The organism is Nonomuraea sp. NPDC003560 (assembly GCF_042878785.1).
Taxonomy (GTDB): Bacteria; Actinomycetota; Actinomycetes; order Streptosporangiales; family Streptosporangiaceae; genus Nonomuraea.
On record NZ_JBIAOF010000002.1, the window covers coordinates 949,773 to 970,668 of the forward strand.

The window sequence follows — 20,896 nt, forward strand, 5'->3', positions numbered from 1 at the left end:
CGGGAGATCAGGCGCAGAAGGCGGTCCAAGCGGCGCGGCTCGCCGGGTCGCGCAGGCGGTAGTCGCCGGTTGACCAGTCGAGGTCGAAGTAGAGCGCCCACAGGGTGCCGTGCCCGTTGAGGTAGGCGGTCATCTGGTCGAGCCAGGCGCCGCGACGGGTGCCGTCGTCGCCGGCGGCGATGTGGCTGCCGAGCTCGGCCACGGTGGGGGCCGCTTTGAACGAGATGACCATGGGCCGCTTGCCGGCGTTCAGCTTGCCGGGCCAGGGGTCGGGCAGGCCGCCGTAGAAGACGCGTACCGCCTTCAGCCCGCCGAACAGGGAGTCCTCACGAGCCAGCGCCTGCTGATGGGTCTCGCCGGTCTCGGCGGCGAAGGACGCCCCGCACAGGGTCGGCTGGGCGTAGCTTACGATCAGCCGGGGGCCCAGGTCGCCGGCCCCGCGCGAGTGCACGACGGTCGCCGACTCGGCGCTGAAGTTGGTCATGGCGAAGGAGTACGTACCGGCCGCGCGGACCGTAGCGGAGACGTCGAAGCTGATGCGGCGCCGGGCGCGGGCAGGGTCGCGGTGGCGACGACGGGACCGGGCGCGGGCCGCGCGGGGTAGGTCATGGACTCGGTCCAGGAGTTGTCGGCGACCGAGCGCACCTCGGTGACGGCAGCCTGCTGATCGGTCTTCTGGTAGAGCATCTCCAGCCGGGCCGAGGCGATGCTCCGTCCGGCCGGCGGAGCGGGCACGGAGAACTTCAACGCAATCCGGTGCCGGTGGGGCTGGCCAACCGCAGGCGGAGCGGTAATCGCGGGGCACCGCCGCTGCGCACGCCGCGCGCTCTGCCCCGCGTTCTTGGCACGGGCGAGGTCGAGGCGGTGCTGGGCGCGGTGCAGGCCCAGGCCGGACACCGCTCCATCGCCCACGAACAGATCTTCGACGGCCTCCTCAGCCGACTGGACGGAGAAGCATCCTGATCCCCTCCCAACCGAGGGCGCATCTCGGTCAGAAGCTGTGTTCTCCGCTGGAAGAGGACGTTGCGATGATGCGGCGACTGGGCCGATCGGATGTGGTCGATTCCGGGATGCCTGGCAGCAGGTGGGGCAGCCAAGGAGGCAGCTGCCTCGAAAGTGCTTCGGGGGCGCTAACCTCCGGGCATGGCTGAATCACGGCACCCCCGCCAGATCATCACGCGGCTCGTGGACGGACGCATCTGCGTCTACGACCTGGCTGCCAAGGCCAGCGGCGTGCTGTCACCCGCCATGATTTGTCCACCGTCTCCCGGGGACCACGTCATCGACCACGCAATTGCCGCTGACTTTCAGCGTGTCTACTACACAACTCTGGACGCGGTCGTGTGCGTGACGCCGGACGGAGCCGAGGTCTGGCGGTCTGGGCTTGAACCAGAGTCAGTCCAGCGATACCGACACGAGCCTGGCTGTGTGCTGTCGTTCGATGGACGCGTGGTGTGGGTCTACCGCCCTGACGCCATGGCCGGCCGTGACCGACCCGACCAGTGGGTAGCCCTGGACGCCTGGTCCGGAGCGGTCATCGCGCAGGCTGATCTGCAGACCGTCGGGCACGGCGGAGTGCAACTGCTGCACGGGACGAGCGGTCAAGTCCTCCTCAACGTGGGAGAAGGACAGGACGGTTCGGTCATCTACCGCGCCTCACTGACCGAGGCCGGGATCGATCTCTTCTGCTACCCCTGGGACGATCGATGCCTCATCGACCTGTCGCCCGATGGCCGCCAGTTCATGACCGTTGACCACAACCAGGCTGACATCGCCGTCCACGCCTACCACGAAGGCGGGGTGGCGTTCACCCTCTCGGTCGACGCCTTCGGACACGACCCGGACGAGGCCTATGTGGAATGGTGCGGCGGCTACCTGAGCCCAGACACCGTCATCGTCACCATCGCTGGCGAAACCCAGGACGAGCAGGAGTGGATCCACCACTACCGCGTCGATGCGCGCTCTGGCCAAGTCCAAGCCGAGCTCGACGCGCGCGGGGAGCATCCCTACGACATCCGCCCTCTCGGGGACGGCACCTGGCTCACCACGCATCCATCTGGTCATCCGGTCCGCTGGACCGATTCATAGGAGACCCCGCCGCTGAACCGGGCGAGCCTCAGTAGCGCCGCAGTGCCAGGCACTCAGTTCGATGGCCGAGGCAGAAGTTGGATCACGCCCACCGAGGTGTCATTGACCGGTGAGGCGTGGACGGCGCGAACCATCCGGCTGCCGGGCCAGAGCGGGACGGAGGCCTGCTCCGGCATGCCGCCATCCTGGCCGGCGACTTGTCGATGGCGAGGGAACTGGGGCCTGGCCTGCACAGCCGCGCGGTGCGAGAGCTGGCGGAGTCGGCAGCGGAGGCCGTGAGGTTGGCGGGCGTCCACGATCGCTAAGTGGGGCCACTTTCCACGCGAACTGGGACCGACGAAGATCACGAAGTGGGGCCCAGTCAGACGGGAATGCGGGTCGTCTTTCACGCGAGAAATCACTTGCGAGCTCAGCGCGTATGGTCCGCGCGGTTCCACCACGCGGCGGTGGCGATGGCGCCGATCGTCCCGGTGGCCGCGACCAGCAGCAGCCCGGCCGGGCCGGGCGGGTCTTGGCCCGCGCCGGCGATGCCGGCGTACAGGCCGGGCACCGACCAGGGGAAGACGGCGCCGTAGCCGAGTGCGGCGATGATCTGGGCGGCGAAGATGATGCCGAACAGGACACCGACGGCGGCGAGGTAGCCGCGGCCGGCGCTGGCGGCCAGGGCCAGCGGCGTGGTGGTCAGCGCGGCCAGACCCGCCGCGGCCACGAGGTGTGCGACTCCGGCGGCCACGACCGGCACCGACCAGCCGGGCAGGGCGAGCACCGCGCCGATCAGCAGCCCGAGCCCGGCGAGTAACAGGGCCAGCAGCAGTGCCCACATGGCGGCGACGGTGAACTTGGCGGCCACGACGGCGGTTCGGGAGGTGGGAAGGGCGAGCAGGTCGGTGGCGGTGCGGTCGCTGAACTCCCGGCCGAACAGCCAGATGGCGATCAGCCCGTAAATGCCCAGGCCGCCGACCGCTACGGCCTGGGCGAGCAGGGCGAGGTGGCCGGGCCAGTCGGCGGTGGCGCCCGACAGTTGGGCCTTGCCGCCGAGCAGGCCGAACGCCCGCGCGCGGGCGGGGTCGGCCAGGATGAACATGAACATCCCGCACACCAGCGCGGCGATGGTGAAGGCCAGCGCGGTGATCCAGGGCAGGCGGCTGCGGCGTACCTTGAGCAGTTCGGCCCACAGTGCCTCACGCATGTCCACTCCCTTCCTCTGGCGCGACCGTACGCAGGAAGAACCCTTCGAGGTCCTCTTCCTCCAGGTGGAGCTCGGTGGGCGGTACCCCGCCGTGCACGAGGACGGTGGCGACTTGCTCCGGTTCGGCCAGGGCGCGCGGGTCGGCGAGCAGCAGACCGGTCGGCGTGGCGGGTTCGGGACGGTAGCCGTGGGCGCGGAGCAGTGCTCGGGCGGCTTGGTCGTCGCGGGTGGCCAGGCGCAGGTGGCGGCGGCGGTGACGGTCCAATTGGTCGGCGTCGTGTTCGCCGAGCAGGTGGCCGTGGTGCAGGATGCCGATGCGGGTGGCCAGGCGGGCGACCTCGGCCAGCAGGTGGCTGGACAGCAGCACGGTGGTGCCGTGCTGCTGGGCCAGGTCGGCGAGCAGGGCGCGGATCTCGGCGACGCCGGCGGGGTCGAGGGCGTTGCCGGGCTCGTCGAGGATGAGCAGGTCGGGGGCGTGGATGAGGGCTCTGGCCAGGGCCAGGCGCTGGAGGTTGCCGAGGGAGAGGGTGCGGGCGCGGCGGTCGGCGTAGGGGGTGAGCGCGAGGCGTTCGATGATGTCGTCGGCGCTGCCGGGCAGGCGGCGGAGGCGGCGTACCACGGTCAGGTTCTCGCGTACGGTGAGCTCGGGGTAGGCGGCGGCAGCCTCCACCAGGTAGCCCACCCGCGCCCACGCGGAGCGGTCGCCGGCGGACACGTCGGCGCCCAGGACGCGCACGGTTCCGGCGGTGGGCGCGATCATGCCGAGCAGCATGCGGATCAGGGTCGTCTTGCCTGCGCCGTTGAGGCCCAGCAGCGCGTAGATCTCGCCTCTGCGCACACTCAGGCTGACGTCGTCGACGGCCACGACGCCGGTGTAGCGTTTGGTCAGGCCGGCCACCTCGATGACCGGGACCCCTGCGTTGCGCATGGTGCTCCTTCATCGCCGGGTGATGGCAGGCAGGACGCAGCACGACCCCACCTCATACCTCACTGACGGCGTTCCGGCGGCGCAGGCGGGCGGCGGCGACGGTGATCCAGGCGAAGCCGACCAGCAGGGCGGCGTGTTCGAGCAGCCCGGCGGGCGCCGGCCGGACCACGCCCTGAACATCCAGGCGGAAGGCGACTCCCGCGGCGACGGCGAAGGCGATGACAAGAGCCCCGGACCATCGCGAGTAGATCATCCACCCTCGGCTCCCGGCGTGCGGGCCCCGTGCCGGCACGAGCGGCAGGGCCGCCAGCGCGGCGAACAGCACCAGGCCGGCCAGCCCGTGGACGCGGCCCGCGGTCGTGACCACCTCGGGTCGGCCCGGCGGATAGCCGAGGGCCGGATCAGTGGGCACGATCCCCGCCACGACCATCGCCAGACCACCGGCCACCAGGAGGAACGGCGCCCGGACGGCGGCCCGTCCGGGAGGAAGAACACGGCGTATCCCGGCGGCGAAGGCGAGCAGCAGGAGCCCACCGATCACGAAGTTGGCCGTTTGCAGCCAGCCGCGTTCGCCGGTGCCGAGCTGGCTGGCGCCGTTGTGCCAGAGGCTGTATCCGGGCCGGGTGGCGCCGTCGATCAGGAGCAGCACGGGGACGAGTACGCCGGCGGCGATTCCGCAGCCGAGCAGGGTCGTGGTCGGGCGCATGGGGAGCAAGCCTCCTAGCTCCGCGATCGGACGATCGCGGGCCGACCAGGCTTCCCGGCTCACCGACGTTCGCGCCCCTTCTTGGGGCACGTTCATACAGACGCCTGGAATGTAACACCTGGCCGCCCGCCCGGCCAGATCTCACACGGCTTCAGCCCTTGATGAAGCGGCGGGTCATGTACCGGCGCACCGGTGGCAGGGACGCCAGCCGCAGCGGAAGCAGGCTCAGCCACAGCACCAGGGGGTTGGCCGGGGCGTAGACGCCCTTGACCCGGCGGCCGAGCTTCTGCTTGCGCTCGGCCTCGGGACGGATCGCGGCCTCCCACGCGGCCAACGCGGCGGGGATGTCGCCGGGGTGGGCGGCCAGTTCGGTGCCGAGCCGGTCGGCGCCGCCGACGGCCAGCGAGGAGCCGTACCCGGCGAACAGGGTGACGCACCAGGCGGCATCGCCGAGCAGCACCACCCGACCCTTGCTCCAGGACGGGGCGACGACCTGGCTGATGGTGTCGAAGTAGACCGAGTCGGCCCGCTGGAGGCCGGCGAGGGCTTCGGGGATGACCCAGCCGAGGTCGCCGTAGACGCGTCCCAGCTGGGTGGTGACGTCCTCGCCAGGGCGGGCGTGGTCGGTGCGGTAGCCGAAGAAGGCGACGTTGCGGCCGTCGCCGACGCTGATGACCGCCGCGGTACGACCGTTGGAGGACAAGGTGCCGGTCGCGCCGGGCGCGATGGTGGCGGGCAGCCGGTCCAGCATGAAGACGGCGACCTTGTGCTCCAGGTCGAGCAGGAAGTCCTCCTCCGGGCCGAACAGCAGAGCGCGGGTGGCCGAGTGCAGGCCGTCGGCGCCGATCAGCAGGTCGGCCTCCTCGACCGAGCTGTCGCTCAGGGTGACGCGGACGCCATGGTCGTCCTGGTCGACGTGGGTGAGGGTGGTGCCGAAGCGGATCTCGGTGTGGTCGCGGACCTTGTCGTACAGGACGGCTTCGAGGTCGCCGCGCAGGATGGTGATCGAGCGTGGCCCGGTGGTGGCGGCGATGGTGGCGCGATCGAGTGCGAAGCGGCGGGAGCCGTCGCTCTTGTGGTAGACGAGCTCGGTGGTGTCGAAGGCCTTGGCTCGCAGGTCGGACACGATGTCCATGTGTTCGGCGGCGTCGTAGCCGATGCCGCCGAAGGTGACCGCGTAGCCGCCGCCGCGGCGGGCCGGGGCGCGTTCGACGATGAGGGTGTCCCAGCCGATCTGGCGCAGGCGCAGGGCGGTGGCCAGGCCGGCGATGCCGGCTCCGATGATGACGGCGCGCATGATGGGTGCTTCCTTCAGTGGGAGAGCTGGTCGAGCAGCCGCTGTTCGGCGGCGGCGTCCAGCCAGGTGTCGGGGGAGGGTGCGTCGGCGCGGGGTACGGGGTCGCCTTCGGCCTGGAGCCAGGCCCAGGTGTCGGCGAGGGTTTCGCGCAGCGGGCGGGTGGTGAGCCCTTCGGCCAGTGCGGCGCTGACGTCGGCGTCGTGCATGCCGCTCGGCACGCTGCCGTCGGGCAGCCGTAGTCCGAACTCCATGCCGAGCGGCAGGCCGTGCCGCAGGAGCAGCTCGGGCGGTGTCCACACCAGTTCGGTGTCGAAGCCGGTGACGTCCAGCGCCGTGGTGAGCAGGTCGCCGAGGGTGGTCGCGCCCGGCGGGCCGGTCACGGTGAAGGCCCCGTTCAGGCCGCGTTCGGCCGAACGCAGCATCCAGGTGGCCAGGTCCCGGACGTCGAGATACTGCAAGGGCGTCTGGGCGGGAGCGGGGGCCAGGACCCTGCCGCCCTTCTCCAGGCGGCGCAGCCACCACGGGATGCGGCCGACGTCCTCGTACGGGCCGAGGATCATCCCTGCCCTGGCCAGCAGTGCCCGCTCGCCGAAGGATTCCAGGACGGCGAGTTCGCCGCCGCGCTTGGCCGCGGCGTAGTCGGCGTCGTCCGTACTGGCGGGGTCGCCGTCGACCAGCGGCGCCTGCTCGTCGGCGTCCGCCGGCCAGGGCCAGCGGTGTACGCCGCGGCTGGAGACGTATCCGTAGTGTCCGGCGCGGCCGGACAGCAGGCGGGCGCTGTCGCGCACCACCTTGGGCGCCCAGGCCCAGGTGTCGATGACCGCGTCCCACTCGGTGTCGCCCAGTGCCTGCCGTACGGACTCGGTGTCGGTGCGGTCGGCGAGCAGCGGCCGCACGCCGCGTGCGGGGGCGCGGCTGAGTCCGCGGTTGAGCGTGCTCGCCTTATCGCCCCGCTCCAGCGCGGCCTCCACGACGGCGCGGCCCACGTGGTGGGTGCCGCCGAGAACCAGTAGTTTCACGATGCTCCTGAAGTGAGGGGCAGCCAGAGGGCTGACGGGTGCTGATGGTCGTGGAAGATCGCGTGCTCCGAGGCGCGCAGGTTCGTGCCGGTCGCGAGCGGCCCGCCGACGCCGGCATGACGGCCGTGCCGTCGGCCGGTCGATGGCGTCGCGCACAATGGCCGGGGTGGCGGGGAAGGCATCGGGTCGTCTCCTGGGGTCGGCAATGCTGCTCGCCGACCAGGCTTCCCGGCACACCATCGTGTCCTCTCGCGGAGAGGCCGATGTGATGACTGTATCGAAGTTTCAGAAATTACTGAAGGGTTAGCGCGTTCGATAGCCTGCCTCTTGAGAAGGAGGCGCCTTGAACGACAGGTCTGAACAGTGGCAGGCGGCGGAACGACTGGCCCTGACCTTGATCGAGGGCGGGCTTCAGCGCATGCCCGCTCGCACGCTCGCGGTCTTCCTGTTCACCGATCAGGACAGTGTCACCGCCGGCGAGATCGCCGAACGACTTGAGGCCAGTGCGGGATCGGTCTCCGGCGCCATCAAATCCCTGCTGGCCGTCGGACTGATCGAACGCCTGCCCGCCCCCGGCAGCCGCCGTGAGCACTACCGACTCCGTGACGACGCCTGGGCCACCCTGTTCACCAGCCAGAACACCGTCATCCAGGCCATGCTCAAAGCCGCGACCGCCGGGATCGCCGCCACCGAGGAGGGCGATCCCGCTCGGCAGCGCCTGACGCAAATGCACGCCTTTTACGAATTTCTACTCGGCGAACTCCCCGCCCTGCTGCAACGCTGGCACCATCAAAGCGGCTGACTCCGGCCGAGACCTCATCAAAGCGGCTCCGTCACATCAGGTAGCGCAGCCACAGATACGGCGCCACCAGGGCGACGGTGACAACGGTGACGATCAGGCCGTACTTGGTGAACTGCCAGAAGCTGATCGGGGTGCCGTTGCGGGCGGCGATGCCGAGCACGACGACGTTGGCGGCGGCGCCGACGGCGGTGGCGTTGCCGCCGAGATCGGCGCCGAAGGCCAGCGCCCACCACAGCAGCACCCGCTCATAGGCGTACGACGGGCGCCTCCGGCATTCGTTCTTGCTGGTGGTCGTGCACAGGCGATCTGCTCGCCGGGTTACCGAGGAGTGAAGGCGGCGAGAAAAACGCGGGTGCCCTCGTCGGCGAGTTCGGTCAGTTCCTCGGGGGATCCGGCGGCCGCGTCGCCTAGGAAGGCGACCCGGTTGGTGGGAATCGAGGAGGTCAGCCAGGTGAACAAGTAGGCGGCGCGCTCTGGGTCGGGGGTGTTCAGCAGGCCGCGTTCGGTCAGCCTTGCGAAGGTCTCCGCGAGAAGTTTGAGCGTGCGCCCCCAGCTCCGCTCGAAGTACTCGCGTCCAATGGTCGGGAAGCGTTCCGCTTCGGCGATGACCAACCGTCGCATCTGCAGGACCTCCCGGTTCATCAACCCGGCCAGGGTCATCCGTGCATGGTCCCGCAAGGCGGTCTCGATGTCGTCCGTCTCCGCGAGCGCGCGGATTGCGGGCTTGAAGTGCTCATAACCGCGATCAACGGTGTCCAGGACGACGCCGGCGAACAGATCCTCCTTGTCGGCGAAGTACTGGTACACCGTCCGCTTCGAGGCTCCTGCCGCGGCGGCCACCGCATCCATGCTCGTACCGACGTAGCCGTGGGCGGTGAACACCGACCGCGCGGCCGTGAGAATCTCCTGGCGCTTGCGCGCCGATCGGACCTCGGCCCGTGCCGAAGCGGTCAACGGACTCCTCCTTGACAGAGAACACTACCCGGTTTAGTTTTACCACGCATAAACGGTACCGTGTAGTTTACCTGGAGGCGGTCCATGGGTAACGTGATCTCCGTCATTGCCGCATCAATCGCGGTGTTCGTACTCAGCTCGACCTACTACGCCCTGCTCACCCCGACCGAGAAACGCCTGCTGGGTGAGCGTGCCCCGGACCGAGGCGACCGGCCGCCACCACTGAAGATCCTCCTGGAGCTGGCGCGCGGCGTCGTGATCGCCGCCGTGATCGCGGGCTTGGCCGAGTACGCCGGAATCACCGGGGCAGGCCCGGTGATGGCGCTCGGCCTGGTGCTGTGGGTCGGATTCCCGGCAGTGCTGCTCACCGGGTCCATGATGTGGGAGAGGACGCCCGCCGTCACCGCAGCGCTGCACGCCGGCGACTGGCTGATGAAAATTCTCGTTACCTCGGCGATCGTGGGTGCCTGGCTGTGAACGACGTACGCCCCTATGAGACAGACCCTCGTGTGGACGACTACATCGACGCCCTGCCCGGATGGCAGCAGGACATCTGCCGGCAGGTTCGGGACCTGATCCACGCCGCGGACCCCGAGATAGGCGAGACCATCAAGCGAACGGTCCGGCCCTACTTCGTGCTCCAGGGCAACGTGTGCGCACTGCTCGCCGCCAAGGACCACGTCAACGTCTTTCTGTACGACGGCGCCATCGTCCCCGACCCCGAAGGCATCATCACGGCCGGCCACCACAACAAGACCGCCCGCACGGTGGCATTCCGTGAAGGAGAAACCATCAACGCTCCTGCTCTCACTGCCATGTTCCGCCAGATCATCGCCAACAACCGAGCCGGCGGGTGGCGCAAGCTCAAAAAACAGCTTGAATAGGCGTGGACGGTGGAGATGGTGCCGATCTGCCCAGTGGCACCGAACGATGACTCAGCCGAGGCCGACGACAACCAGGAACCAGGCAGTCGGAGGCCATGTCGTGTTCCAACAGCAGCACGAGGACGGCCGGTCCGGGCCGAACCCGCAGTGTGCCGGCACCTTCGCCTGCACGTTCTCACCCTCCCGCCACCACCGCCGCGCAGACCATCACCGTCACCGTCGCCTACGACTACGCCACCTGTCCGGCCTGCTCCACCCGCCCCGGCGCCGGGGGCCGCTACGTCGGCGCCTTCGGCCCCAGGCGCGGGCAGGTGGCCGAGGTCTACGGGGCCGAAGTGTCGAAGCAGACCATCTCCACGATCACCGACAAGGTGCTGCACGGCATGACGCAATGGCAGAACCGGCCGCTCGATGCCGTCTATCCGGTGGTCTTCATCGACGCCATCCACGTCAAGGTCGCGAGGGGCAGGTCGCCAACCGGCCCATCTCCGTGGCGCTGGCGGTCACCGTCGATGGGGGAGGACGCCTGGGCCGAGTTCGTGCCCTTTCTCCACTTCGACACCGAGATCCGTCGGGTGATCTGCTCGACCGATGCCATCGAGTCCGTGAACGCGCGCATCCGGCGGGCGGTCAAGGCTCGCGGCCACTTCCCGAACGAGCGGGCAGCGCTCAAATGCGTCTACATGGCGATCATGGGCCTGGACCCGACCGGCAAGGGCCGCAAACGCTGGACAGCCGACGTAGTCCTTCGGCGGGTGCGTCTTGACCAGCGCGAAATTCTCGTCCACCTGCATGAAGTCGAGCATCCGGCCGCTGACCAGGTGGGCGACCCGCTCGCCCATGTCGTGCTCGGGGAACACCACGTGGTGGACGCCGATCCGGTCCAGGATCCGTCCGTGCTGCCTGCTGACCGCCTTGGCCCAGATGTGCTCGATCTCCAGCTCCCCGAGCAGGGACGCGGTCAGGATGCTCGCTTCGATGTCCCCGCCGATCGCGACGACGGCACGGTAGAAGTCGGGCACCCCGAGCTGGCGCAGGACCGCCATGTCAGTCGTGTCCGCGGTGGCGATGTGGGTGATTTCCCCTGCCAGGCTCTGGACGTGTTTGGGGTGATTGTCGATGGCCAGCACCTCGGTGCCGCGCCAGGTCAGTTCGAGGGCCAGCGAGCTGCCGAACCGTCCCAGACCGATCACCACGACCGGATCGCGGTTCTTGTCAGCCAACGATGACCCTCTCCTCGGGCAGCTGGTAGTTGCGGACGCGGTCCTTCAGCGCCAGGGCGGAACCGAGGGTGAGCGGTCCGGTCCTGCCGATGAACATGAGCAGCGTCAGCAGCACCTGCCCGGCCGGGGTGACGTCCGCGGTGATGCCGGTCGACAGGCCAGCGGTGCCGAAGGCCGAGACGACCTCGAACAACACCCGGTCCAGGCTGTGCGGCGTCAACGCGAGCAGCACGTACGTCGACACCGCGACCAGCGCGATGCTGACGAGGCTGATCGAGACGGCCTGACGCTGGGCCGCCTCCGTGAGGCGGCGATGGCCGACGTGGACCTCGCGCTCGCCGCGCATCTCCGCCCAGATGACGAAGGCCAGCAGGCCGAAGGTGGTGACCTTGATGCCGCCCGCGGTGCCGGCGCTGCCGCCGCCGATGAACATCAGCAGGTCGGTGGCCAGCCAGCTGGTGGGGTACATCGCGGCGAGGTCGAGACTGTTGAAGCCCGCTGTCCGCGGCATGACCGCGGTGAAGAACCCGGCCAGCAGTTTGCCCGAGTCGTCGAGCGCGCCGAGCGTCCTCGGGTTGCGCCATTCGGTGGCCAGGAACACCAGCGTGCCGCCGGCCAGCAGGACCACGGTGACGCCGACGGTGATCCTGGTCAGCACCGACCAGCGGCCGGGCCTGCGCCAGCTGCGCAGCAGCTCGAACGCCACCGGGAAGCCGAGCCCGCCCACGATCACCGCGGTCGCGATGGTCAGGCAGATCCACGGGTCGGTGACGTAGCGCATCAGGCTGTCGGGCCACAGAGCGAACCCGGCGTTGTTGAACGCCGAGATCGCGTGGAAGACGCCCAGGTAGAGGGCACGGCCGAACGGCTCGCCGTAGCCGAGCAGGAACCGGCCGGTCAGGACCAGCGCCGCGACGGCCTCGCAGACCAGGCTGAAGAGCACCACCTTGCGGACCACGTGCCGGACGTCGGTCATGTGCAGGGTCTTGGTCTCGGCCTGGGCGAACATCCTGGCGCGAAGGCCGAGGCGTCCGGTCACCAGGACGGTGAACAGCGTGGCCAGGGTCATGATGCCCAGCCCGCCGACCTGGATCAGCCCGGCGATCACCCACTCGCCGAACACCGACCAGTGGGTGGCGGTGTCCACGACCACCAGACCGGTGACGCACACCGCGGACGTCGCGGTGAACAGGGCCGTCAGCCAGCCCGCCGACTCGCCCGACTCGGTGGCGACCGGCGAGGCGAGCAGGGCGGTGCCGATCAGGGCCACGGCGGCGGACCCGGTGACGATCACCTGGGCCGGGTGCTGGAAGCGGCCCAGGAGTCCGTACGACCGTCTCACGGGGTCCGGTCGCGCTTGCGGAGGCGGCCGAACCAGGCCGGGACGTCGTGCTCGTCGTCGAAGCCGCGGGCCACCACGATGTCGGTGGAGGAGTGGAGCAGGATCGAGGCCACGATGGTGACGGCGACGATCTGGAACACCTGCTGCGCGGCGGCGATCCCGGAGGCGAGCACGAGCAGCCCGTACACCACCGAGGCGAACCCCTTCGGGCCGAACCACGCCACCGCCGCCTGCTCGCGCACCGTCAGCCCGGAACGCAGGAACGACAGCCAGATCGCCACCGGCCGCGCCACCACCAGCGCCAGGATCGCGAACAGCCACCCCTGCCAGCCCACCGAGCCCAGCAACGACGGCGTGATGAGCGCTCCGAACACCAGCAGCGCCGCCAGCTTGAAGATCTCCGCGATCAGCTCCCCGAAGTGCTCGAACGACTCCCGCTGCCGCTGCCCGAAGGTCGCCACGGTGATCCCGGCCGAGAACGCGGCCAGGAACAGGTTGCCGTGCGTGGCCTTGCCCACGGCCAGCACGAGCAGGCCGATGGCCAGGGCGTTGAGCGGCTCGTAGGCGGTGGAGGCGGCGAACCAGCGGGTCTGCTCCAGCCTGATCGCCGCCCACGGGATCGCCACGCCGATGAGCACGCCCAGGCCGAGCTCCAGCCCCAGCTCGCCGAGGTGCAGGTCGGCTGAGCCGGCGGCGATCGCCAGGAACAGGATGACGAACGGCAGCGCGAGCCCGTCGTTGACGCCGGACTCGACGTTCAGCAGCTGCCGCAGCCGCGGCGGCACCTTCTCGTTGCCGACCAGGGCGGCGGCGAACACCGGGTCGGTGGGCGCCAGGATCGCGCCGATCAGCAGCGACTCGACCCAGCCCAGCCCGAGCAGGTAGTGCGCGCCGGCGGCGGTGATGACCAGGGTGAGCGGCAGGCCCCAGCCGAGCGCCCGCCCCGGCAGCCGCCACGCGCTGCGCAGCTCGGCCCAGCCCACCCGCATGCCGTCGCCGAGCACGAACCCGGCCACCAGGAACAGCGCCGCCGTGGACAGGACGGTGCGGTGGGCCAGGCTGGACAGCAGCACCGCCAGCAGCAGCAGGCCCGCGAACGCGGTCAGCAGGGCGCCCATCAAGCACGCCGGGAGGAAAGGATCATGGCTGCGAGGGTCTCCGGTCGGATCGTCGTCAAGAACGTTGCCGACCAGACTTCCCGGCGCACCGGCGATTACCTTAACAGCGCGCATTGGCGGTGCGCACATACGAGTTCTTGACGGCGGCATCGCGCAGCAGACCACCGGGACCGGACATGACACCGTCCTGTGCGACGGCTTCCCGATCCGGGGTCCTGACCGCAGGTGAGGGGAGGCGCCGGCGCCACAAAGCGTCTGGAAGACGCTGCCGCTGATCGACCGGCGGCTGCCTGTCCTGTGCGCGCCGGCTGTGATCGGGCAGGTCCTGATACCTTGTGTGCAGGTGCGCCGGGAAGTCTGGTCGGCAGGTCCTTGTCCCGTTGTCGCAAAGGATGTGCTGGTGCGCGCCCGAGACCTACTTGCCGACTTCCCCACGGTCGAGCTCGACAGCCCGGTGATCGACGCGGCCCGGCTGCTCGCCGACCAGGATCTGCCCGGCCTCATCGTCGTCGAGGACGACGGCACGCCGTTCACGATCCTCCCCGGCACCCAGGTGCTGCGCCTGGCGGTGCCCGGCTACTGCATGGAGGATCCTGCGTTGGCCCGGGTGGTCGACGAGGCCCATGCCGACGCGTTCCTGCGCGGACTGGACGGCCGCACCGTGCGTGAAGCGCTGCCGGAGCGTCCGCGCGAGCTGCCGGTCACGGATCCCGACGCCACCGTCCTGGAGCTCGCCTCCTTGATGGCACGCACCCGCAGCCCGCTGGTGGCGGTGGTGGACGCCGGGCGGTTGCTGGGCGCGGTGACGCTGCAGGCGCTGCTGGACCGGGTGCTGCCCGCGTGAGCGTGCTCGCCTGGGTGAGCGTGGCGGCGTTCCTGGCCGCCTACGCGCTGATCGCCACCGAGAAGGTCCACCGGGTCGCGGCGGCGCTGGGCGGCGCCGGGATCATGCTCCTGATCCACGCCACCAATGCGAAGGCCGCGTTCTTCTCCGAGCACACCGGCATCGACTGGAACGTCATCTTCCTGCTGCTCGGCATGATGGTCATCGTCGGAGTGCTCAAGGAGACCGGCGTCTTCGAGTACCTGGCGATCTGGGCCGCCAAACGCGCCCGTGGCCGGCCGTTCCGGCTGATGGTGCTGCTGGTGCTGATCACCGCGGTCGCCTCGGCGCTGCTGGACAACGTCACCACGGTGCTGCTGATCGCGCCCGTGACGTTCCTGGTGTGCGAGCGGCTGGCGGTCAGCCCGGTGCCGTTCCTGATCGCCGAGGCGATGGCGTCCAACATCGGCGGCGCCGCCACGCTGGTCGGCGATCCGCCCAACATCATCATCGCCAGCCGCGGCGGCCTGACCTTCAACGACTTCCTCGTCCACATGGCGCCGATGATCGTCATTCTCATGGTGGTGTTCGTCGCCCTGTGCTGGCTGCTGTTCGGCCGGTCGCTCCGCTACGACCCCGAGCGCGCCGGACAGGTCATGGCGCTGGACGAGCGGGAGGCGATCGCCGACCGGCGGCTGCTGTGGCAGTCGCTGGCCGTGCTGGCCCTGGTGATGGCCGCGTTCGTGCTGCACCCGGTGCTGCACTACGAGCCGTCGGTGGTCGCGCTGCTGGGCGCCGGCGTGCTGGTGGCCGCCACCAAGGTACGCACCGAGCAGGCCATCGCCGAGGTGGAATGGCCCACGCTGGTGTTCTTCGCCGGGCTGTTCGTCATGGTCGGCGCCCTGGTCGAGACCGGCGTCATCGGACAGCTGTCGCAGGCCGCGGTCGCGGCCACCGCCGGCCGTCCCGAGCTGACCACGATGGGGCTGCTGGGCGGTTCGGCGGTGGTGTCGGCCATCATGGACAACATCCCCTACGTCGCCACGATGAGCCCGATCGTGGAACAACTGGTGCAGGCCGAAGGCGGCAACGGGCCCGGGCAGGTGCTGTGGTGGGCGCTGGCCTTCGGCGCCGACCTCGGCGGCAACGCCACCGCCGTCGGCGCCGCCGCCAACGTCGTCGTGCTCGGCATCGCCGCCCGCAACGGCACCCCGATCAGCTTCTGGCAGTTCACCAAGTACGGCCTGATCGTCACCGTTGTCACCGTCGTCCTGGTGGCGCCGTATCTGTGGCTGCGCTACCTGATGTGACGGGGCCGCGGTCTCGTCCGTCTGCCTCGTCACCCAGGAGAGAGCCCCCATGCCCAACACCGACTTTGCTCGTCCCGAGGCCGGGGACTTCTCCATCAGAGTCCGCAACCAGGGCGCCGTCCTGCTGATCCAGCTGGCCGGCCCCCTGTCAGGCGCGTCCGTGGACATCGTGCGGATGTACGTCAACAGTGCTCTGGTCACGCATTCCCCTCCCAAGATCGTTCTGGATGTCGAGGCGCTCACGTGCTGTGACCAGGCCGGCTGCGGGATCATGCGTTCGGCTGCCGATCGGGCTCGCACTTTGGGCGGTCGCCTGATCATCACGGGAGGCTCCCACGTGCTCCCCGACGATCCCGACGACCTGGACAGGCTCCCCACCATCAGCCGGGCTCTTCACGAACTCGGCCGCTCTCGTACGCACGAACACGGCGACACGTGAGGCAGCCGACAAAAAGGCCGCCCACAAGGCCCGGGCTCAGAGTCACCGTCGCCTGACCAAGGATCGGCATCGCACCAGCTGGAACAGAAGAGGAGACCAGCGTGTATCGCGACATCGCTGTCCGGGCAGCCGTCTTCGTCGTCTTCGTCATCGCCTGGCTGGCCTGCGGGGGTTCGGCCACGCTGCTCTGGCCGACGATGATTGTGGTGGGCGCGGGGCTGGCCCTGCACGCATGGGCCATCCGCCATGCCCGTGACAGCAACGGTGACGGCCCCTCCTGGCCGAGGCGGACGGCCGACTCTTCCATCGATCAACGGCTGCTCTGGACAGGACGTCCCGTCGAGAGCACTATTTATTTTACGACACCGACTCGTAAATAAAAGGTGGGGTGATGGACACCGATGTGCTGGTGGTCGGAGCCGGTCCCGTGGGCTTGGCGCTGGCTTGTGCGCTGCTGCAACACGGCCTGACCGTACGAGTGGTCGACAAGGCCGCCCGGCCGGCCACCACCTCGCGGGCGAACTTCGTACACGCCCGCGGTTCCGAGGTACTCGACCGCCTGGACGCCTTGGGCGACCTGCCACAGGAGTCAGTGCGGGCCATGACGATCACCACCTACGCGGGCAACCGCCCCATGATGAGGATCCGGTTCGGCGACCCTGGCCTGGGCACTGCCGCACCCCCAATGGTGATCTCCCAGGCTCGCGTCGAGGCGAGGCTGCGCGAGCGGCTGGCGGTGCTGGGCGGCCGGCCGGAGTGGGGATCGGCACTGGTCCAGGCGGAACAGGACGCCGACGGAGTCACCGCGACGCTCGGCGACGGCCGTACCGTCCGCGCGCGCTGGCTGGTGGGCTGCGACGGCACCGGCAGCACTGTGCGCAAGCTGGCCGGCATCGGCTTCCCAGGCGTCAAGATCAGCGAACGGTTCCTGCTCGTCGACGGCCGCCTCGACGGCGATCCACCACTCGACCGATCGGGCACCAGCGGCTGGGCGCACCCCGACGGTGTGCTGGGCGCCATGCCGATGCCGGGCGATCAGTGGCGGCTGCTCGCCTACGACGCCACCTTCCGCGACGGCAAGCCCAGCCAGGAGGAGTCGGCGGGCAGGGCATGCTGACCGGGCTGGGCGACGCCGAGAACCTCGCCTGGAAGCTCGCCCTGGTCACCCGCGGTCTGGCCGGGCAGCGGCTGCTCGACACCTACCAGGCCGAACGCCGCCCGCTGGCGACCGCGGTGTTGCGCGGCAGCACCGCGGCCACCAAGGTCAACATCGCCGGCAGCCCGTTCGGCCGGTTCTTGCGGGACCAGGTGCTGATGCGGGTGTTCAGCCGGCCGTGGATGCAGCGGTGGACCACGTACACGACCTCGCAGCTGTGGGTGAGCTATCGGCGTGGCCCACTGGGCGGGCGGGGCGGCAGGCCGCGCCCCGGCGACCGCGTCGGCGACCTGACGTGCGAGCGCCTCGACGGCAGCCGTACCCGCCTGCACGCCGAGCTGCGCGGGAGGTGGGCCGTGCTGGGCGATAACACCGAGGACCACTTCGAGGTGGCGCGGCGGCGGCTCGGCGACCGAGTCGTCCGGCTCCGGGCCGGCGGGCCGACCCTGCTCGTCCGCCCGGACGGGCACCTGGCCTGCAAGGGCAGCCCCGCCGACCTCGCCCGCTGGCTGGACGGAGCGCTGGGATGACCGCCACCCGAGGACGAGGCCGCCCGCGTGACCCCGAGACCGACGCCTCCATCTTGTCCGCCGCGCTGGAGCTGTTCGTCGAGCGCGGCGTCGAGGGCACCAGCATCGAACAGGTCGCCAAGCGCGCCGGGGTGGGGAAACTGACCGTCTACCGCCGCTGGAGCAGCAAGGAAGAACTGCTCGCCCAGGCCATCGAGCAGTGGGTGAGCAGTGAGGTGACCCCTTCCGCGGCCGACGTCTACGCCCTGCCGCCGCAGGCCATCGTCGAACGCGTTCTGCCCGCGGCGGCCGAGATGGCCGCCAGCCCCGGCTTCCGCGCGCTGGTCGCCCGCATCATGGGATCAGCGGTGAGCCATCCAGCGCTGATGGAGATCTACTGGAAGCACTACGTCCTTCCCCGTCGCGAACTGGCCGCCGCGATGCTCCGCCGCGCCCAGCAGGACGGGATGGTAGCCGCCGACGCCGACCTGGACGTGCTCATCGACATGATGGCCGGCGCGGTGACCTACCGCGTGCTGCAGCCAGACCCGCCGGACGCCACCGAGATGCTGCGCTACCTCACGGCCGTCTACCGCCAGGCAGGCCTCTGCCCGCCCGCGGCGGACGGCTGAGCGGCACCTGCCCGGGGATCGCGCCGCGTCCGGCTTACGGAGCCTGGCCTGTACACGGCGGCGTTCACCCTCGACGCGCCGGACGTGCATGCTGCCACAAGGCGCGCGTTCTGCCTCACCGACTCGGTCGACCGGCAGACGGCCTTCTCCGCAGATCGAGATGCCCGAGTGGAGCGCCGGCCACGTCGTCCTGCTGGGAGATGCCGGCGATGCCGTGTCGCTGATCGCCGGACAGGGCGCGTCGCTCGGCACCGCCGGCGCCTTCCTGCGCGCCGACAGGCTGGTGCGCGTACCGGCCATCGAGCGGGCCACCGCCGACTTCGAGCGCCTGCGGCGGCCCGTGGTCGAGGGGGAACAACGTAACGCCCGGTCGATGGCACGCTGGTTCCTGCCCTCCTCGCCGATGGGTTTACGCGTCCGGCGCATCATGCTCGGCCTCACCCGGGTGCCCTTCGTCTCCGGCTACGTGACGCCCATCCTCGCCGGCAAGGACGTCAAACTCGCCGACGTCATGCGCCAGGCGTCCGGCACCCCCACCAGACCGGTGGTCGCGTAGCGCCGCAGGGCGGTTCATGACCTTTCCCCCTTTCGGTTCTTGCTTGGCGTCCGCATTCTGCCTGCCGGGCGACGGTCCCAGGAAACCGCCGGCATTGTGCCGCTGCTGATACCTGTGTCCTTGCCCGTGCCGGGACTGCGAGATCCTGTCCCTGACATCAGGAAGGACGGGGCACGTGAGAGAAGAGCCTGTCGAGCGGACCCGTCTCGGTCCGCGTGGCCGGGTGCTGGCCATGACGGCGGCGGCAGCGGTGGTGCTGGGTGTGCTGGCGGTCGCCGCACTGGATCGGCCTCCGGACTCCGGTTCCGGCGTCGGCGGCCCCGTAGCCGTCACTGAGTCGGCACCGACCATCGCCGAGTCGCCGGACGCGGGCGCGACGCACACCGTCGAGCCGTCGGAGGAGGCCGCGCAACCGACGCCGACCTGGGAGGGGCCGACGGTTCCGCCGATCGATGACTCCCTGGCCCGCGGTGTGGCGTCGGCGCCCGTCACGATCGTCGAGTTCGGCGACTTCAAGTGCGTGAACTGCGGAAGATTCGCCCGCGAGATCGAGCCCGAGCTGCGCCGCCGCTACATCGACACGGGTGTCGTACGGCTGTTCTGGCGCGACTTCCCCGCCCAGGGCCGCCAGTCCATGCGGGCCGCGATCGCCGGACGCGCGGCGGCTCGGCAAGGTAAGTTCTGGGCCTTCCACGACGCGGTCTACGCTGACCAGTCCGGTGGCCTCGGCGAGGAGAAGCTGCGCTCGCTGGCGGCCAGGATCGGCCTCGACATGGCCGCCTTCGACGCCGACCGCCGTGATCCGGCCCTGCGCGAGGCGGTGGAGCAGGATTTCGCCTTCGGCGCCCAGCTCGGCATGCCCGGCACCCCGGGGTTCCTGATCAACGGCACGTTCTTCTTCGGAGCCCAGCCGCTGTCGGAGTTCGTCAAGCAGATCGAGAAGGCCCGCCATGAGTGAGGTCGGGTACGCCGCTGCCTTCCTGGGTGGGCTGTTCGCCCTCCTCGGCCCGTGCAGTGCGTTGCTGCTGCCCGCCTTCTTTGCCTATGCCTTCCCTGGGAATGCCGCCCTGGTCGGCCGCACGCTTCTGTTCTACCTGGGCCTGTGCGCGGTGCTGGTCCCGCTGGGGATGGGCTCCGCACTGGTCACCGGGTTCTTCTACGGCCACCAAGACGTGTTGATCACGGCAGCGGGAGTGATGCTGATCCTGCTCGGTGTGCTGCAGCTGACGGGGCAGGGCTGGGCGATCGGTCCGCTGGAACGGCTGCGCGGCCATGTCCGCGGGGACTCGCCTGGTGCCGTGCTGGCGCTGGGCGCCGTCTCGGGGTTGGCCGGGTTCTGCGCCGGGCCGGTGCTCGGTGCGGTGCTCACCATCGCCGCCGCGTCCGGCAGCACGCTGCGCGGCGCCGTGCTGCTGGCTCTGTACGCGGCGGGCATGGCCGCGCCCCTGCTGGCTCTGGCCCTCGTGTGGCAGCGCTTCGACCTCGGCCGCCGGCGCTGGCTGCGCGGCCGTGGCCTGCGGCTCGGCGGGTTGCGCCTGCACACCACGACCGTGGCCTCCGGGCTTGTCTTCATCGTCCTCGGCGTGCTCTTCCTGGCCTTCGACGGCACCCGGACCCTGACGATGCCGATCCCCGAGGCATGGGAGGCCGGCCTCCAGCAGGCGGCGGCAGCCGTATCGGTGCCGGATCTGCTGGTCGTCGCGGGCGCAGGAGTCGCTCTGGCCGTACTCATTGTTCGGCGGCTGCGAAAAACAGGGAAATGATCACGCGGACCCTCCCTGGCCACAAGAAGGCAAGACATACGCCATGAACGCCGCTGCCCTCCTTTGGTGCACCAGGACGAACCGGAGTTTCTCGCGCTGCTGACGAAAGCCCTCCATCAGGCCGTTGATGCCGTCGCCCGGCAGTCCGAACACGGTGT

General features: G+C 70.0%; 27 protein-coding genes and 2 pseudogenes. 16 read left to right on the forward strand and 13 right to left on the reverse strand.

The annotated features are described in order from the left end of the window. Window positions 1–7: 7 nt before the first annotated feature. Both ACFYUV_RS09825 and ACFYUV_RS09830 read right to left on the reverse strand, forming a co-directional pair. Window positions 8–484, reverse strand: coding sequence for a hypothetical protein (locus ACFYUV_RS09825; RefSeq protein ID WP_387666953.1), 477 nt, complete (start codon window positions 482–484; stop codon window positions 8–10). Further along, window positions 481–735 (reverse strand): hypothetical protein, encoded by a 255-nt coding sequence (locus ACFYUV_RS09830; RefSeq protein WP_387666956.1) that lies wholly within the window; start codon window positions 733–735, stop codon window positions 481–483. Before ACFYUV_RS09830 ends, ACFYUV_RS09825 begins: the two co-directional genes overlap by 4 nt. Before the next feature lie 27 nt (window positions 736–762). On the opposite strand from ACFYUV_RS09830, the gene ACFYUV_RS09835 reads away from it, so the two are divergent. Both ACFYUV_RS09835 and ACFYUV_RS09840 read left to right on the forward strand, forming a co-directional pair. Next, window positions 763–963: a hypothetical protein gene (locus ACFYUV_RS09835; RefSeq protein WP_387666959.1), complete on the forward strand. Its 201-nt coding sequence runs from the start codon at window positions 763–765 to the stop codon at window positions 961–963. A gap of 180 nt (window positions 964–1,143) precedes the next feature. Continuing rightward, entirely contained in the window at window positions 1,144–2,088 is a 945-nt protein-coding gene (locus ACFYUV_RS09840; protein WP_387666962.1) for a hypothetical protein, read from the forward strand. A 409-nt stretch (window positions 2,089–2,497) separates the two neighbouring features. Here the strand turns inward: ACFYUV_RS09840 and ACFYUV_RS09845 are convergent, their stop codons facing one another. The 5 genes from ACFYUV_RS09845 to ACFYUV_RS09865 all read right to left on the reverse strand — a co-directional run bounded on the left by ACFYUV_RS09845 (window position 2,498) and on the right by ACFYUV_RS09865 (window position 7,227). Beyond that, on the reverse strand, window positions 2,498–3,277 hold the full coding sequence (locus tag ACFYUV_RS09845) for an ABC transporter permease (RefSeq protein WP_387666965.1): 780 nt from the start codon (window positions 3,275–3,277) through the stop codon (window positions 2,498–2,500). Next, entirely contained in the window at window positions 3,270–4,205 is a 936-nt protein-coding gene (locus ACFYUV_RS09850; RefSeq protein ID WP_387666968.1) for an ABC transporter ATP-binding protein, read from the reverse strand. The genes ACFYUV_RS09845 and ACFYUV_RS09850 overlap by 8 nt, the downstream gene beginning before the upstream one ends. Window positions 4,206–4,257: 52 nt before the next feature. Next, window positions 4,258–4,911: a DUF998 domain-containing protein gene (locus ACFYUV_RS09855; RefSeq protein WP_387666970.1), complete on the reverse strand. Its 654-nt coding sequence runs from the start codon at window positions 4,909–4,911 to the stop codon at window positions 4,258–4,260. A gap of 151 nt (window positions 4,912–5,062) precedes the next feature. Then, the gene (locus tag ACFYUV_RS09860) at window positions 5,063–6,208 is read right to left on the reverse strand and encodes an FAD-dependent oxidoreductase (protein WP_387666972.1); all 1,146 of its coding nucleotides are present in this window, start codon (window positions 6,206–6,208) and stop codon (window positions 5,063–5,065) included. Between the two features lie 14 nt (window positions 6,209–6,222). Continuing rightward, complete coding sequence (locus ACFYUV_RS09865; RefSeq protein ID WP_387666975.1) at window positions 6,223–7,227, reverse strand: reductase; 1,005 nt, start codon at window positions 7,225–7,227, stop codon at window positions 6,223–6,225. Between the two features lie 343 nt (window positions 7,228–7,570). Between ACFYUV_RS09865 and ACFYUV_RS09870 the strand changes: the two genes are divergently transcribed. Further along, a complete protein-coding gene (locus ACFYUV_RS09870) occupies window positions 7,571–8,029 on the forward strand; it encodes a GbsR/MarR family transcriptional regulator (RefSeq protein WP_387666977.1) in 459 nt (152 codons plus the stop codon). 31 nt (window positions 8,030–8,060) lie between these two features. Here ACFYUV_RS09870 and ACFYUV_RS09875 read toward each other — a convergent pair whose 3' ends face one another. Beyond that, window positions 8,061–8,270: an ArsB/NhaD family transporter gene (locus tag ACFYUV_RS09875; RefSeq protein ID WP_387666980.1), complete on the reverse strand. Its 210-nt coding sequence runs from the start codon at window positions 8,268–8,270 to the stop codon at window positions 8,061–8,063. A 77-nt stretch (window positions 8,271–8,347) separates the two neighbouring features. Continuing rightward, window positions 8,348–8,983, reverse strand: a complete 636-nt coding sequence (locus ACFYUV_RS09880) for a TetR/AcrR family transcriptional regulator (RefSeq protein ID WP_387666983.1) — start codon at window positions 8,981–8,983, stop codon at window positions 8,348–8,350. 84 nt (window positions 8,984–9,067) lie between these two features. Here ACFYUV_RS09880 and ACFYUV_RS09885 point away from each other — a divergent pair, with 84 nt between their 5' ends. From ACFYUV_RS09885 to ACFYUV_RS09895, 3 genes and pseudogenes are all read left to right on the forward strand, one after another. Continuing rightward, a complete protein-coding gene (locus ACFYUV_RS09885; protein WP_387666986.1) occupies window positions 9,068–9,460 on the forward strand; it encodes a DUF1761 domain-containing protein in 393 nt (130 codons plus the stop codon). A 32-nt stretch (window positions 9,461–9,492) separates the two neighbouring features. Continuing rightward, entirely contained in the window at window positions 9,493–9,867 is a 375-nt protein-coding gene (locus tag ACFYUV_RS09890) for a DUF1801 domain-containing protein (RefSeq protein WP_387666989.1), read from the forward strand. A gap of 314 nt (window positions 9,868–10,181) precedes the next feature. Next, window positions 10,182–10,598, forward strand: a pseudogene (locus ACFYUV_RS09895) (transposase); the annotation flags it as partial. 3 nt (window positions 10,599–10,601) lie between these two features. Here ACFYUV_RS09895 and ACFYUV_RS09900 read toward each other — a convergent pair. The 3 genes and pseudogenes from ACFYUV_RS09900 to ACFYUV_RS09910 all read right to left on the reverse strand — a co-directional run. Beyond that, window positions 10,602–11,090, reverse strand: a pseudogene (locus tag ACFYUV_RS09900) (potassium channel family protein); the annotation flags it as partial. Next, entirely contained in the window at window positions 11,083–12,432 is a 1,350-nt protein-coding gene (locus tag ACFYUV_RS09905) for a TrkH family potassium uptake protein (protein WP_387666992.1), read from the reverse strand. The gene ACFYUV_RS09905 and the pseudogene ACFYUV_RS09900, both read right to left, overlap by 8 nt. Next, window positions 12,429–13,550: a cation:proton antiporter gene (locus ACFYUV_RS09910; protein ID WP_387666995.1), complete on the reverse strand. Its 1,122-nt coding sequence runs from the start codon at window positions 13,548–13,550 to the stop codon at window positions 12,429–12,431. Before ACFYUV_RS09910 ends, ACFYUV_RS09905 begins: the two co-directional genes overlap by 4 nt. Before the next feature lie 400 nt (window positions 13,551–13,950). On the opposite strand from ACFYUV_RS09910, the gene ACFYUV_RS09915 reads away from it, so the two are divergent. From ACFYUV_RS09915 to ACFYUV_RS09960, 10 genes are all read left to right on the forward strand, one after another. Next, window positions 13,951–14,394, forward strand: a complete 444-nt coding sequence (locus ACFYUV_RS09915; RefSeq protein WP_387666998.1) for a CBS domain-containing protein — start codon at window positions 13,951–13,953, stop codon at window positions 14,392–14,394. Beyond that, window positions 14,391–15,683 carry an ArsB/NhaD family transporter gene (locus ACFYUV_RS09920; RefSeq protein ID WP_387667001.1) on the forward strand — a complete coding sequence of 431 codons (1,293 nt, stop codon included), beginning with the start codon at window positions 14,391–14,393 and terminating at the stop codon, window positions 15,681–15,683. Before ACFYUV_RS09915 ends, ACFYUV_RS09920 begins: the two co-directional genes overlap by 4 nt. Window positions 15,684–15,732: 49 nt before the next feature. Further along, window positions 15,733–16,122, forward strand: coding sequence for an STAS domain-containing protein (locus ACFYUV_RS09925; protein WP_387667004.1), 390 nt, complete (start codon window positions 15,733–15,735; stop codon window positions 16,120–16,122). A 101-nt stretch (window positions 16,123–16,223) separates the two neighbouring features. Beyond that, complete coding sequence (locus ACFYUV_RS09930) at window positions 16,224–16,502, forward strand: hypothetical protein (protein WP_387667006.1); 279 nt, start codon at window positions 16,224–16,226, stop codon at window positions 16,500–16,502. Window positions 16,503–16,513: 11 nt separating this feature from the next. Then, window positions 16,514–17,239, forward strand: a complete 726-nt coding sequence (locus ACFYUV_RS09935; RefSeq protein ID WP_387667009.1) for an FAD-dependent oxidoreductase — start codon at window positions 16,514–16,516, stop codon at window positions 17,237–17,239. Beyond that, window positions 17,233–17,808: an FAD-dependent monooxygenase gene (locus ACFYUV_RS09940; RefSeq protein WP_387667012.1), complete on the forward strand. Its 576-nt coding sequence runs from the start codon at window positions 17,233–17,235 to the stop codon at window positions 17,806–17,808. The genes ACFYUV_RS09935 and ACFYUV_RS09940 overlap by 7 nt, the downstream gene beginning before the upstream one ends. Further along, window positions 17,805–18,419 carry a TetR/AcrR family transcriptional regulator gene (locus tag ACFYUV_RS09945; RefSeq protein ID WP_387667014.1) on the forward strand — a complete coding sequence of 205 codons (615 nt, stop codon included), beginning with the start codon at window positions 17,805–17,807 and terminating at the stop codon, window positions 18,417–18,419. Before ACFYUV_RS09940 ends, ACFYUV_RS09945 begins: the two co-directional genes overlap by 4 nt. A gap of 160 nt (window positions 18,420–18,579) precedes the next feature. After that, window positions 18,580–18,975 (forward strand): hypothetical protein, encoded by a 396-nt coding sequence (locus ACFYUV_RS09950; protein WP_387667016.1) that lies wholly within the window; start codon window positions 18,580–18,582, stop codon window positions 18,973–18,975. 175 nt (window positions 18,976–19,150) lie between these two features. Continuing rightward, window positions 19,151–19,933, forward strand: a complete 783-nt coding sequence (locus tag ACFYUV_RS09955; RefSeq protein WP_387667018.1) for a DsbA family protein — start codon at window positions 19,151–19,153, stop codon at window positions 19,931–19,933. After that, window positions 19,926–20,738, forward strand: a complete 813-nt coding sequence (locus tag ACFYUV_RS09960; RefSeq protein ID WP_387667020.1) for a cytochrome c biogenesis CcdA family protein — start codon at window positions 19,926–19,928, stop codon at window positions 20,736–20,738. Before ACFYUV_RS09955 ends, ACFYUV_RS09960 begins: the two co-directional genes overlap by 8 nt. On the opposite strand, the gene ACFYUV_RS09965 is transcribed toward ACFYUV_RS09960, so the two are convergent. Then, window positions 20,739–20,891, reverse strand: coding sequence for a hypothetical protein (locus ACFYUV_RS09965; protein WP_387667023.1), 153 nt, complete (start codon window positions 20,889–20,891; stop codon window positions 20,739–20,741). Window positions 20,892–20,896: the final 5 nt, after the last annotated feature.

Excerpts from the sequence above, each read along its gene's own strand:
- ACFYUV_RS09825 (WP_387666953.1), bottom strand. The coding sequence starts at position 484 with ATGACCAACTTCAGCGCCGAGTCGGCGACCGTCGTGCACTCGCGCGGG.
- ACFYUV_RS09840 (WP_387666962.1), top strand. The coding sequence starts at position 1,144 with ATGGCTGAATCACGGCACCCCCGCCAGATCATCACGCGGCTCGTGGAC.
- ACFYUV_RS09845 (WP_387666965.1), bottom strand. The coding sequence starts at position 3,277 with ATGCGTGAGGCACTGTGGGCCGAACTGCTCAAGGTACGCCGCAGCCGC.
- ACFYUV_RS09850 (WP_387666968.1), bottom strand. The coding sequence starts at position 4,205 with ATGCGCAACGCAGGGGTCCCGGTCATCGAGGTGGCCGGCCTGACCAAA.
- ACFYUV_RS09855 (WP_387666970.1), bottom strand. The coding sequence starts at position 4,911 with ATGCGCCCGACCACGACCCTGCTCGGCTGCGGAATCGCCGCCGGCGTA.
- ACFYUV_RS09860 (WP_387666972.1), bottom strand. The coding sequence starts at position 6,208 with ATGCGCGCCGTCATCATCGGAGCCGGCATCGCCGGCCTGGCCACCGCC.
- ACFYUV_RS09885 (WP_387666986.1), top strand. The coding sequence starts at position 9,068 with ATGGGTAACGTGATCTCCGTCATTGCCGCATCAATCGCGGTGTTCGTA.
- ACFYUV_RS09910 (WP_387666995.1), bottom strand. The coding sequence starts at position 13,550 with ATGGGCGCCCTGCTGACCGCGTTCGCGGGCCTGCTGCTGCTGGCGGTG.
- ACFYUV_RS09925 (WP_387667004.1), top strand. The coding sequence starts at position 15,733 with ATGCCCAACACCGACTTTGCTCGTCCCGAGGCCGGGGACTTCTCCATC.
- ACFYUV_RS09935 (WP_387667009.1), top strand. The coding sequence starts at position 16,514 with ATGGACACCGATGTGCTGGTGGTCGGAGCCGGTCCCGTGGGCTTGGCG.
- ACFYUV_RS09940 (WP_387667012.1), top strand. The coding sequence starts at position 17,233 with ATGCTGACCGGGCTGGGCGACGCCGAGAACCTCGCCTGGAAGCTCGCC.
- ACFYUV_RS09945 (WP_387667014.1), top strand. The coding sequence starts at position 17,805 with ATGACCGCCACCCGAGGACGAGGCCGCCCGCGTGACCCCGAGACCGAC.
- ACFYUV_RS09950 (WP_387667016.1), top strand. The coding sequence starts at position 18,580 with ATGCCCGAGTGGAGCGCCGGCCACGTCGTCCTGCTGGGAGATGCCGGC.
- ACFYUV_RS09960 (WP_387667020.1), top strand. The coding sequence starts at position 19,926 with ATGAGTGAGGTCGGGTACGCCGCTGCCTTCCTGGGTGGGCTGTTCGCC.